Source organism: Enterococcus sp. MSG3290, from assembly GCF_050555565.1.
GTDB classification, from domain to species: domain Bacteria; phylum Bacillota; class Bacilli; order Lactobacillales; family Enterococcaceae; genus Enterococcus_B; species Enterococcus_B faecium.
This window is the reverse complement of the sequence record NZ_CP187862.1, coordinates 1,131,597-1,143,599: the sequence shown is the minus strand read 5'-3', so window position 1 is coordinate 1,143,599 and position 12,003 is coordinate 1,131,597. Positions and strand designations below refer to the sequence as shown.

Sequence of the window (12,003 nt, the reverse complement as noted above, 5' to 3'; positions counted from 1 at the left end):
TATCGATCTTCCAATGCAGAGATAATTGCTTCCATACCTTGATTTTTTACTGAGTTACCTATGTGAGATATCATTCTCCACCAAGGTGCATCATATTGTCTATCTAACATGATTAACTCTCCAATCGGACTACTTATTCCACCGAAAAAATTATTTAATGCATCTCCTTCGACAACATAAGCTACCATGTTTGCTGTATATGTGTTTGAGTCTAAGTCATAAGCAGATAAATTTACTGTCGCTGGATTAAATATAATCGTATTCGTATTTATAGCTACTGAATTTGCTGCTTCAGCACCACCTTTTGAATGTCCGATCATTGTGATTTCAATAGTAGGATTTACGTGGACAGCCCTCACCGTTTACCCTGACCATTATAGAAATCGCTTACTTTTTTGAACTACGCAACAAAGGATACAATGCTCCTAACTTCACTGTCTCCATTTTTGTCCACTAAGGAATATAAAAAATAGGCATTAGTTCATTTAATTCGGTCACAACACATTACCTTTTAAATCATTATACTGTATCTCATACATTATTATCAATAAACTATTATAAAAATGCAAAAAATGCTTTATCAATCTATTTTGTAATTGGTCATAATATCATTGAAATCATACCCTGTATCGATTTTTCCTATGAATCTCATCTCTTTGTGATTGACGAAAAAGAGGCAAGACAGACACTGGAATGGTAATTTTACCCACTATTTTGCTCCAACTATTTGTAATCATACCCACTTTTGAAATACCAAGATGATCATTTTAATTGATATGCTGATTCCCAAGCAAAACCCCAAGAAATTAAATGCTCTATCGCATCTAGCTTCTTGGGTTTTGCTTATATAAATTCCAACATTTAAATTTTTTATGCTGTTCGGTCTCAGAAATGCCGTTTTTGCTTATATCACAATATCAAGATGTCAAATTATTCGTGTTGCCGATGACTTTGATTAATTTTTTTCAAATTGTTTATTAAGACTAATGCTGTCTTTTTGCAGATACCAATGTTCGAACTTTTTAACATTATCATATGATCCTGCAAGTTATAACTTCTTACCATTAGATGTTATCAAAGTTATAATTAATCTTGCCTTTTTCCCATTAGGATCTTTTATTTTATGAATTTTCTGCAGGTAATCTCTCCTAATGGCAACTATTTTTACCTCATCAGTGCTGATAAACCATTGATCATCCACATACATACTGCCTGTTATGTTGTGTTTTTCCATTTCTTCCGAGAACGAAAAGTTTAAGGCTCGTTCTTACTTCCAAAGTTGAATGAGTCCATGGATTGGACTTAGTGTGAGAATTGAGAACAACAATAAGAATCCATATCCTCCCGCAAACATCCCTAAGGCTATACTGTCTCTCCATCCATAAGTAGGATTAGAAGAGAAAAGAGTCACCGTTTGTAATAATATGAAAAGGAATAATCCAGCACAAACACCAAAGATAACAACTCCAAACATTGAATTTTTATACAATGACCATTTATTTATAGGCTTTTCTTTCATTTTACTTCCCCCTACTGTTCTGTTCACACGGAATGAATTCAAAGTTCATAAGCCCTCCTCTTTGAACATATGAATACGACTTGCTAACTATACTTTAAAAAAGCTTGTTTTAAGCGGTTATAGGCGGGTTGTAATCTCTATTCATCTCATTAGCAAATATCTTGCCGAAAAGTCTACTGAAATTAAAGCAGATAGTGGAAGAATTATCTAGCCAGGATAGACACTATTTGTGAAACACATGTCTTTACTTTTGAAATTCTATGATGAAAAGCCTTGGAATACAGTAGCTCTTAATTGGTAATACTTTTTCCATTATAAATAACCTCTTTTCATTTTATATTTATCCCCTCTAAAAATAATATCTAATCTAATATTTTAAACTTATATTTCCCTCGCTGTGCTAATAGAGCATTACTAAATAAATAGAAACTAGAAAAAAGCATTACGCCTGCCAGAATAAACCAATTATTTGAAACTATAAACGCCACCATCGAAGAAACAGAAAACAGTATAAGCATTATAAAAATTATCAACAACCTTGATCCTTCTTTTATAGATTCAGGAAACAGTATAATTTTAGTACTAGACAAATTGTTTACACCGATTAGTGTTAAAATATCTTTATTCTTCTTGCTAACATAACCCTTTATGCACAAAAGAACGGCTGTACTTAAAGTAACAAACAAATAACGTATTCCAATAGAAAAATCACTATAAATACTCTCTAGGACAGAACCGACAATTGAAGAAGTCACTACCGCAAATGCTGGACCTATCCAAGCAACATTAGAATGTTCTTTCTCTCTTTTCCTTTGTAAATCTTTGTTGAGTATTAATCTATTTATTTCTTCTGCAGGCAAGTTAATTTTCATAACCTTATGGGGGATTATCCAATTGAAAATTGGAAAAAGGTAGCCTCCCCAAAAAGTATAGTGATCTGTGTCAATCAGATAATAACCTGATTTTGATTCCAGAATAACATATCTCAAAGCCGAACGAAAATTTTTCATGAATATCCATAATCTCACTGTTTCCACACCTAATTCCTCCAATTCCAATTAAATGGATTTATAGCATCACCAATTATGTTAACTGCCTGACCAACCTCATTGATAAAATTGGCACCACTATCCCATGCTTCAACAATGCTATATATCTATCAAACAAAAAATGGAAAACTAAATACTCGCGCACATAAATTTTACATTCTGTTTTTTATAAGACTAATAATAATCATTGAAAAAATTTCTTATCGGTGGCGCATATTCCCAATTGATTAATGTGATCCCATATTCTGCAAGTATTTTACGAGCTTCTTCTAAGTCATAGTGAGAAAAATGCATAAAACCTGCAATACGATCACGGACTGTGAGCTGTGGCTTGCTTCCACCATCATTCATAAAATATCCAGCAGAGCCACTACTTAAAGTGATTGTTACATCTTCACTTTCTATTATTAAGAATTCATAATGAAATGCTTTCAACTCTCCACTATTATTTAAAAGTTTTATACTCCAACTTCGTCTAGGTTGAGTTGTCACATTCCCTCTAAAACTTCCTATAAATTCTGCAATCACCGTATCTTCAATCAAAATTCTTTCCTCATCTATTTCATATTCAAGACTAAACGGAAATTCTCCATATGTAATCTCTGGCAATGGTGGTGCTGTAGTTCTCCAAATAAATACAATAACTGTGAATAGAAAAAATCCAACGATCGATATAAATGTTATGAGACCTGCTCGAAGTAAAACCCGATATAATAAAAATGCTGTATTTCGCTTTGCTATATCTAGAAAAATAAAAAGTACTGCAATCATAATGATAGTAAAAGTTGTAAAAAAGCACATTTTTTGCCCTCCCTTTATAAACATCGATTCTCAAATTCTAAACCAAATCTTGATAGTTCAAGTTCAGGTATAACGTATACCAATCATACATCCCAATTACTATTTATGAACTTATGATTATCACTGAATAAATCACTCCATTCCCTTGTTAAAACTTCTACATTAATTACACCTGGTTGTTTTCGACTAGCTAATCCAATGAACTTATCAACCATCCTTATCCACCAACCACGAGAATCTTGACCAGAAGTAAGAAAAACAGTTCTCAAGGTTGATCGAGCAGTTCCTTCCAGTTTTTAATTAATCTCCAGTTATAGATAAATACTTGATCCTATCTATATCAGGACTTCTATATTAAGCAAAAGTTTATGTATAAAACTAAAATCTTCATTCAGTTGTCTCCCCGCTTTTTATACGATTGTATTAAAAAACAATAGAAGCCTTTCAAAATTATGTTACACCAGTAAAGTTGGAATTATAGTTTGACGGAAGAAAAGCAAGTATAGCTTTTAAAAAAAAACTGATACATTCGCATCTCCTGCTTCATGTATCAGTTTTTTCTTTGGATTAAACTGCTTCTTCACGCAGTTTTTCCGCAAATTCATTTATTTTTCGAATTCGGTGATTAATTCCCGATTTTGATATTGCACCTGAGGGAATCATTTCCCCTAATTCTTTCAAGCTGACCTCTGGATGTTGAAGCCGAAGTTCTGCGATTTCCTGAAGTTTTTCAGGAAGAGCATGTAGACCGACCTTTGCTTCGATCAATTCGATGTTTTCGATTTGTTTAGAAGCCGCATCAATCGTCTTGTTCAGATTTGCTGTCTCACAATTGACTAGACGATTGACCGAATTTCTCATATCCCGTACGATTCGAACATCTTCAAATCGGAGCATTGAGTTGGTTGCACCAATCAATGTTAAGAAATCAGCAATTTTTTCTGCTCCTTTTAAATAAGAAATATAGCCATTGCGCCGTTCAAGCGTTCGAGCATGTAGACCGTAATAATTTAACATATCGCAAATGTCTTGGTTATGCTGTTCATAAATAGAAAATATTTCCAAATGATAACGGCTCGTTTCCGGATTATTGACTGAACCTGAGGCCATAAAAGCACCACGTAAGTAAGAACGCATTTTTTGCGAATTTCCCATAATCTCGTCCGAAACGTGTCCATTGAACATCATACCATCCATGATATCAAGATCCATCAACACATCTTTTGTGCCTTGCTTCAACCGGACGATATAGACATTGTTCTTTTTTAATTTCATTTTTTTACGAACGAGTAGCTCACTTCGTACCTGATAATGATCTTTCAAAAGAGAATAGATACGTCTGGCAATTGCAGCATTTTCTGTTTGGACGTTCAAAATAAACTGCTGGTTCACAATACCTAAAGAGCCGTTCATTCGCAGCAAAGCAGCTAATTCCGCTTTCGCATGTTCTCGATGAACTTCCAAACCAGTTAGTTCTTTCTTCACATCTGCAGCAAATGACATCCTATTCTCCTCCTTTCTCCAACAATAAATTGCTTAATATTTTGAACCGAAAACTAAACGGAACAATTCTTCTACTACTTTGTCTCCATCGTGGAAGACACCACCATCTTTCAATTCTAAAAAGTCGGTGGAAATCACTCGACATCCTTCATTTCTCAATCCGTTGAAGTCGTGTGCGACTTGTACTAGATACTCATCATAGATCTCTGGGTCCATATAATCTTCAGGCACTTTTTCCGTATTGACCAATACTGTATCGATAAAAGGCTGATTCAAATGCTTGTGTAAAACACGTATATGATCGGCATCTGTGAAATGTTCCGTTTCCCCTTTTTGGGTCATGATATTACAGATATAGACGGTTTCAGCAGTTGTCTTGAGCATTGCTTCGCCGATTTCTGGTATCACTAAATTTGGAAGGATACTGGTGAATAAACTTCCGGGTCCCAAAACGACCATGTCGGCGTCCATAATTGCTGAAACGACTTTTCGAGCCGCTTTGGCTTCACTTTTATCATTTGTGTTGCAGACATACACACGGTCAATGGTTTTACGGTTGATCGCGATTTTAGATTCTCCTACTGCAGTCGTTCCGTCTTTAAAAACAGCATGCAAGGTCAAAGGAGTTTCTGAAGAAGGGTAAACATGTCCATCTACATGCATCATTTTTGCTAATAATTGAATCGCCTCATAAGTGCTTCCCCGCATCTCGGAAACTGCGGCAATGATCAGATTACCGATCGTATGATTGGCTAAAAACTGATCTTCCTTTTTGAAACGGTATTGGAAAATATCTTCATAGAATTGTGGCATATCCGATAACGCCACTAAGACATTTCTCAAGTCACCAGGAGGAGCCATAGCGATCGATTCTCTGATTGCACCGCTGCTTCCACCATCATCTGCAACAGTCACTACTGCTGTGATATCTGCTCCTTGGTTTCGTAAACTTTTCAGGATAACTGGCAGACCAGTGCCACCGCCGACCACTACGATCTTTGGTTTTCTTATCCGGTAGGTTTTCATTTTCACGACCGGTTCACCGTCTCTTTCCTTTTATCCTTGTCCCGATGTGTCACATTGACTTTATAGTTTTTCCCTAAAGCATTTGCCAAACGTTCAGTCAATGCCACAGAACGGTGTTGACCGCCTGTACAGCCGATTGCAACTGTCAAGCTGCTTTTTCCTTCTTTAATGTATCCAGGCAATACAGTTTCCAGAAGATCCAAAAATTTATGGTAGAATGATTGCGTTTCATCAAAGGACATCACATAATCATAGACTGGCTGATCTTTTCCGGTCAATGGTCTTAGTTCCGGGATATAATGAGGGTTGGGCAAAAAACGCACATCCATCACAATATCCGAATCGATCGGCAACCCGTATTTAAAACCAAATGATACAAATTCGATCCGAAATCCTTGGTCTCCCTTTGATTTGAATGACTCATTGATTTTTTCACGTAATTGTCGTGGTGTCAGTGTTGTCGTATCAATGATCACGGAAGCTTGGGCTTTCAAGTCGTCTAGTATCGCCCGTTCTTTACGTATCCCTTCAGTGATCAAACCGTCCATCGCCATTGGATGTGCTCGTCTTGTTTCTTTGTAGCGAGCCACTAGTTCTTCGTCTGAAGCATCTAAAAATAAGATAGAAGTGTCGATGAAGTTCGTATTTTCGATTTCGATCAGCATGTTTTGGATTTCTTCAAAGAAGGAACGAGAACGCAAATCCACTCCTAAAGCCATTTTTGTGACTTTACCTGATTCTTTGATCAATTCCCAGAATTTTGGAATCAATCGAGGCGGCATATTATCGATACAAAAATAGCCCATATCTTCAAAACTTTGGATAGCTACTGTTTTCCCTGCACCACTCATACCTGTTATGATGACTAATTGCAAATTATCTGTCATATTTACGAACCCCTCTCACATTGTGCATAATAAAACTATATCATTCCGGGCGTATCATTACCAGTTTTCTTTTTCTTTTACAAAAAGATTTGGACCAAATATCTTTTAGGATATTTGCCCCAAATCCAATTTTTTTACTTTTCCGATGCTGTATCCAATGCCTCGCTTCTTTCAGCTAATGCACGTTCGATCGTTCGATCCGCTAAAATAGATTGAGCATCGATCACTGGGTAATGATTATCTTTAGCAAATTCATGCATCAAAGATAATTCTGTGCAACCTAGGATGACTTTTTCACAGTTTAGGCGCTCTACCGCTTCCTCTAAGATTTCGTAATAGAGCTCTTGATTCAAATAATCCGATTCCTTGATCTCATGATAGATCAGGTAATTGATTTTTTCTTGAAGCGCAGTATCAGGAATCACTGTTTCGAAACCAAGATTTTTGACTTCGCGTTCATAGATTCCAGCTTTCATACTTCCTTCTGTTCCTAGAATCGCTACTCTCCCTGTCGTATGCTGACGGACAAGTTCATTTGCTGCTTCTCTTGGCATATGCAAGATAGGAATATCCGTTGCCGCTTGTAACTCTTCAAAAAAGTAGTGTGCGGTGTTACAAGTCAACACAATGAAGTTTGGTCGCAATAAATTTTGTTTCTCAATATCATCCAGCAGAAACGGCATTGGATTTTCTTCTGATCGATCTAAAATATAAGCTGTACGATCAGGAACTGTTGCATGATTGAATAAGACATAATTCAAATATTCTTGATCTTTTGTAGCTTTCGTTCGGTGGTTGATCAAGCGAACAAAACTTTCTGTCGCCATCGTGCCCATTCCGCCTAAAATACTGAAAAAATTCTCCATGAACTAGCCTTCTTTCACATGAAAATACTTTTTGAATCTTGGAATATAGTTATGGAACATATATTTCATCAACAACCAGCGCTTGATTGACCGGTCTTTTTCATAAAATACAGTAGTACCGTAACGATTTTCTTTGATCATTTGCTCAGCTAGTTTTTTGTCTTCATTTTCCCGAGCATATTCTAAAAAGATTTTTTTGGGCACACCCATCCATAATCTTGCTTTATCTGATTGATTCGTTCCATAGGTCGTTTCAACAAAGGGTTTGTTAAACACACGATCTTCTGTGACGAAACGAGCCAGATTCAAGCCGTTCAATGTCACAAAGAAACTGCTACGACCTTGTCTCAAATTGATTTCAAATAATTTATATTCTCCATCTCTAGGATCATACTTCATATCGAAATTGGCAAAGCCGGTATATTCGATTTTTTCCAAAAATGCCTTAATGGTTTGATAGATTTTTTCGTTATAATCTGGCATGATCACAACGTAATTACCAATCGATGCTGGTGTAGGATCTTCTAACAGTGGATGACCAAGGCACATCATCCGAACTTGATGATCTTCATCTACATACGCATTTAGCACACGCATATTACTATCATCACCCGGGATAAAATCTTGTACAATCATTTCACTTTTATAACCGGCTTCGTATATCCGGCCTAAAATTAAATCGAACTCTTCTCTAGTCTCTAAAATAAAAGCTTTTTTTCTTCCTTCAAATTGGACAGAAAGATACTCCACACTGTTTGCAGGTTTCAAAGCAACTGGGAATTCAAAAGGCAATTCCTGTTCCAAATGTCCATTTACTAACATTTCTTCTCTGACGATCAATGTTTTAGGATACGGAAGATCATATTCTTCACAAACTTCATAAAAGCTTACTTTATTGATCAGTCTTTCAAATAAAGAATAATCAATATATGGACAGATAAAATATTCTGACAGCTCTTGTTTATGTTGGGAGATCAATTCTGCATATCCATCACCACAAGCAATCAAAAGATATTTTTTACTCTTATCAGAATATCTTTCTTTTGCCAAACGAAGCATCGTCTCGATAAATACAGGGTCTTTATCAAATCCTGGAATAACTTCTACATTGACAATTTTACTGTAGCGGGTAGGGGCTAACTGATCCGAAGCATATGCTTGGCAGATTTTGCCGTATGCTTCATTAAAAGAACGTGCCATACCATAAACGTTCATGTCGCTTCCTAATAATATAGGGATAAATTCTTCATTTTCAATACTGTTCATCATTATCTCTCACTTACTCATAATCTCTTGTTTTTCTTTTCCAACTACACAAGGAATATCATACCATAAAGAAAAAAGCAATCAAAGGAAACTCCTCCGATTGCTCAATTCTTTTTTGAACGGATTGAACTTATAGGAAGTTTTTATCTATACCAATCAGTGTAGAAAGAACTACCATGTAATGATTCTAGAACACTGATATTAATAAAACAAGCAAAAATTCATTTTTTTATGTTTTTTTAACTATCTCAGCTATCTATCCTCTTTATACCATTATTTTTTTCAAATAGTGACCTGTATAACTTTCTTTTACGTTAATGATTTCTTCTGGTGTTCCAGTCGCAAGGATCGTTCCTCCACCTTCTCCACCTTCTGGTCCTAAATCAATGATATAATCTGCTGTTTTGATTACATCTAGATTGTGTTCAATCACTAAAACTGTGTTACCAGCATCTACTAATCTTTGTAATACATGCAACAAGCGGGCGATGTCATCGCTATGAAGTCCTGTCGTTGGTTCATCTAGTATATAGAAATTCTTTCCATTAGAGATTTTGTGCAATTCACTGGCAAGTTTCATCCGTTGTGCCTCACCACCGGACAATGTCGTTGCTGGTTGCCCCATCGTCACATAACCTAAGCCAACATCAACAATCGTTTGCAGTTTGCGATGAATCTTTGGAATGTGCTTGAAGAATTCTACAGCATCTTCTACTGTCATTTCCAAAATATCAGCAATGCTTTTTCCTTTGTAATGCACTTCTAATGTTTCAGAATTATATCGTTTACCATGACATACTTCACAAGGAACATAGACATCAGGCAAAAAGTGCATTTCGATCTTAATAATTCCATCCCCGCGACAAGCTTCACAACGACCGCCTTTTACGTTGAAACTAAAACGCCCTTTCTTATAACCCCGCATTTTTGCCTCGTTCGTTTGAGCAAATAACCCACGGATATCATCAAATACACTTGTATAAGTCGCTGGATTACTTCTCGGCGTCCGGCCGATTGGGCTTTGATCGATATCGATGATCTTTTCGATACTTTCGTAGCCGGAAATTGTCTTGAATTTACCTGGCTTAGCAGAATTCTTATTTAATTTTTGCGCTAACGATTTCTTTAAGATACTATTGACCAATGTACTCTTTCCAGAACCAGACACACCTGTGACTGCTACAAATTCTCCTAATGGAAATTCAACACTAATATTTTTCAGATTGTTTTCTGAAGCACCAGTGATCTTGATTGCTTTCCCATTACCTTTACGGCGTTCTTTTGGTACAGGGATTGATTTTTTCCCTGAAAGATATTTCCCTGTCAAAGAATTTTCATCATTAGCTACTTCTTCAGGAGTGCCTGCAGCCACGATTTGTCCGCCTTGTTCTCCGGCCCCAGGTCCGACGTCAATCAAATAATCTGCTGCCCACATCGTATCTTCATCATGTTCGACTACAACGAGGGTGTTGCCAAGATCACGCATTTTCTTTAATGAGCCAATCAGTCGATCGTTGTCGCGTTGATGCAATCCGATCGATGGTTCATCTAAAATATACAAAACTCCAGAAAGATTCGATCCAATTTGTGTAGCCAATCTGATTCGCTGCGCTTCTCCCCCAGATAATGTTCCGGAAGCGCGACTCAAAGTTAGATAGTCTAGTCCCACATTTTCCAAGAATGAAAGTCTGTCATTTACTTCTTTTAAAATCGGTTTGGCAATTACTTTCTCTTGTTCAGATAACGTTAAGTTTGAGAAGAAATCTACTGCTTTTTGAATAGACAACTCATTTGTTTGCCCGATATTCGTTCCATTGATTTGAACAGATAGAGCTTGGGGATTCAATCGATAACCTTTACATGTCTGACAAGTTAATTCTGTCATATAAAGACGCATTTGCTCACGCGTGAAATCACTGTTCGTATCATGATAACGACGCTCGATATTCTTCAATACCCCTTCGAAAGTCGTTTCTACATCGCGAACGCCACCAAAATCATTTTCATAATGGAAATGGAAAAGATCATCTGTCCCATTCAAGATGATCTCCTGATGCTCTTCCGGTAATTCTTCGAATGGTGTATCTAAATCGATACCGAAACTTTCACAAGCCTGCGCTAACATTTGAGGATAATACTGAGAGCTGATTGGATTCCATGGAACGATAGCACCTTGACTAAGTGTCTTCGTTCTATCTGGAATCACTAAATCTTGATCGACTTCTAATTTGACACCTAAACCATCACAGTCTGGACAAGCTCCAAAAGGCGCATTGAATGAGAACAGTCTTGGTTCTAGTTCGCCAACAGTAAATCCGCAATAAGGACAGGCATAGTGTTCGCTAAACAACATTTCTTCTTCACCGATCACGTCAACCAGAGCATAGCCGTCTGCTAATCGCAGGGCCGCCTCTAAAGAATCAAATAGGCGAGAACGAATCCCTTCTTTCACAATGATCCGGTCGATGACGATCGCGATATCATGTTTTTTGTTTTTCTCCAGCTCAGGCACTTCACTTAAATCATAGATCTCACCATCGACTCGAACGCGGACGTATCCCTCTTTTTGGATTCGTTCGAATATTTTTTTATGTTGTCCTTTTTTCTTTACCACGATCGGTGCCAACACTTGGATCTTTGTGCGCTCAGGCAAAGCCATTACTTGATCTGCCATTTGATCTACAGATTGACTGGTAATCTCGATATGATCGTTGGGACAAATCGGATGTCCTACACGTGCAAACAACAAGCGTAAATAGTCATTGATTTCCGTCACAGTACCTACTGTCGACCGAGGATTTTTACTTGTTGTTTTCTGATCAATAGAAATCGCCGGACTCAATCCGTCGATGCTATCTACGTCCGGCTTATCCATTTGTCCTAAAAACTGACGAGCATAAGCAGAAAGGCTCTCTACGTATCTCCGCTGCCCTTCAGCGTATAGCGTATCAAATGCTAGGGAACTTTTTCCAGAACCGGACAAACCTGTAACGACCACGAATTTATCTCGTGGAATCGTTACATCTATATTTTTCAAGTTATGGGCACGTGCACCGTGAATCGTAATTTTATCGTTAGCCATGTTG

The 12,003-nt window shown here is 37.0% G+C and carries 9 protein-coding genes and 2 pseudogenes; all 11 read right to left on the bottom strand.

The genetic code is table 11. From position 1 onward, the window contains the following. Nucleotides 1–99 precede the first annotated feature (99 nt). Nucleotides 100–359, bottom strand: a pseudogene (locus IGL31_RS05420) (hypothetical protein). 596 nt (nucleotides 360–955) lie between these two features. Beyond that, nucleotides 956–1,234, bottom strand: a pseudogene (locus tag IGL31_RS05415) (hypothetical protein). A 33-nt stretch (nucleotides 1,235–1,267) separates the two neighbouring features. Beyond that, nucleotides 1,268–1,519: a hypothetical protein gene (locus IGL31_RS05410; RefSeq protein ID WP_002321467.1), complete on the bottom strand. Its 252-nt coding sequence runs from the start codon at nucleotides 1,517–1,519 to the stop codon at nucleotides 1,268–1,270. Between the two features lie 362 nt (nucleotides 1,520–1,881). After that, the gene (locus IGL31_RS05405) at nucleotides 1,882–2,556 is read right to left on the bottom strand and encodes a DUF443 family protein (RefSeq protein ID WP_143351566.1); all 675 of its coding nucleotides are present in this window, start codon (nucleotides 2,554–2,556) and stop codon (nucleotides 1,882–1,884) included. A gap of 186 nt (nucleotides 2,557–2,742) precedes the next feature. Beyond that, nucleotides 2,743–3,369 (bottom strand): hypothetical protein, encoded by a 627-nt coding sequence (locus tag IGL31_RS05400; protein ID WP_002289700.1) that lies wholly within the window; start codon nucleotides 3,367–3,369, stop codon nucleotides 2,743–2,745. A 567-nt stretch (nucleotides 3,370–3,936) separates the two neighbouring features. Then, a complete protein-coding gene (whiA, locus tag IGL31_RS05395; protein WP_002289698.1) occupies nucleotides 3,937–4,872 on the bottom strand; it encodes a DNA-binding protein WhiA in 936 nt (311 codons plus the stop codon). A gap of 33 nt (nucleotides 4,873–4,905) precedes the next feature. Beyond that, entirely contained in the window at nucleotides 4,906–5,904 is a 999-nt protein-coding gene (locus IGL31_RS05390) for a gluconeogenesis factor YvcK family protein (RefSeq protein WP_002289697.1), read from the bottom strand. Beyond that, a complete protein-coding gene (gene rapZ, locus IGL31_RS05385; RefSeq protein ID WP_002289695.1) occupies nucleotides 5,901–6,785 on the bottom strand; it encodes an RNase adapter RapZ in 885 nt (294 codons plus the stop codon). The genes IGL31_RS05390 and rapZ overlap by 4 nt, the downstream gene beginning before the upstream one ends. Nucleotides 6,786–6,919: 134 nt before the next feature. Further along, nucleotides 6,920–7,651 (bottom strand): aspartate racemase, encoded by a 732-nt coding sequence (locus IGL31_RS05380; RefSeq protein ID WP_086300025.1) that lies wholly within the window; start codon nucleotides 7,649–7,651, stop codon nucleotides 6,920–6,922. 3 nt (nucleotides 7,652–7,654) lie between these two features. After that, nucleotides 7,655–8,920, bottom strand: a complete 1,266-nt coding sequence (locus IGL31_RS05375; RefSeq protein ID WP_002294441.1) for a D-aspartate ligase — start codon at nucleotides 8,918–8,920, stop codon at nucleotides 7,655–7,657. Nucleotides 8,921–9,182: 262 nt separating this feature from the next. Then, nucleotides 9,183–11,999: an excinuclease ABC subunit UvrA gene (gene uvrA / locus IGL31_RS05370; RefSeq protein ID WP_002296519.1), complete on the bottom strand. Its 2,817-nt coding sequence runs from the start codon at nucleotides 11,997–11,999 to the stop codon at nucleotides 9,183–9,185. Nucleotides 12,000–12,003 lie beyond the last annotated feature (4 nt).

Excerpts from the sequence above, each read along its gene's own strand:
- IGL31_RS05410 (WP_002321467.1), bottom strand. The coding sequence starts at position 1,519 with ATGAAAGAAAAGCCTATAAATAAATGGTCATTGTATAAAAATTCAATG.
- uvrA (WP_002296519.1), bottom strand. The coding sequence starts at position 11,999 with ATGGCTAACGATAAAATTACGATTCACGGTGCACGTGCCCATAACTTG.
- rapZ (WP_002289695.1), bottom strand. The coding sequence starts at position 6,785 with ATGACAGATAATTTGCAATTAGTCATCATAACAGGTATGAGTGGTGCA.
- whiA (WP_002289698.1), bottom strand. The coding sequence starts at position 4,872 with ATGTCATTTGCTGCAGATGTGAAGAAAGAACTAACTGGTTTGGAAGTT.
- IGL31_RS05400 (WP_002289700.1), bottom strand. The coding sequence starts at position 3,369 with ATGTGCTTTTTTACAACTTTTACTATCATTATGATTGCAGTACTTTTT.
- IGL31_RS05380 (WP_086300025.1), bottom strand. The coding sequence starts at position 7,651 with ATGGAGAATTTTTTCAGTATTTTAGGCGGAATGGGCACGATGGCGACA.
- IGL31_RS05375 (WP_002294441.1), bottom strand. The coding sequence starts at position 8,920 with ATGATGAACAGTATTGAAAATGAAGAATTTATCCCTATATTATTAGGA.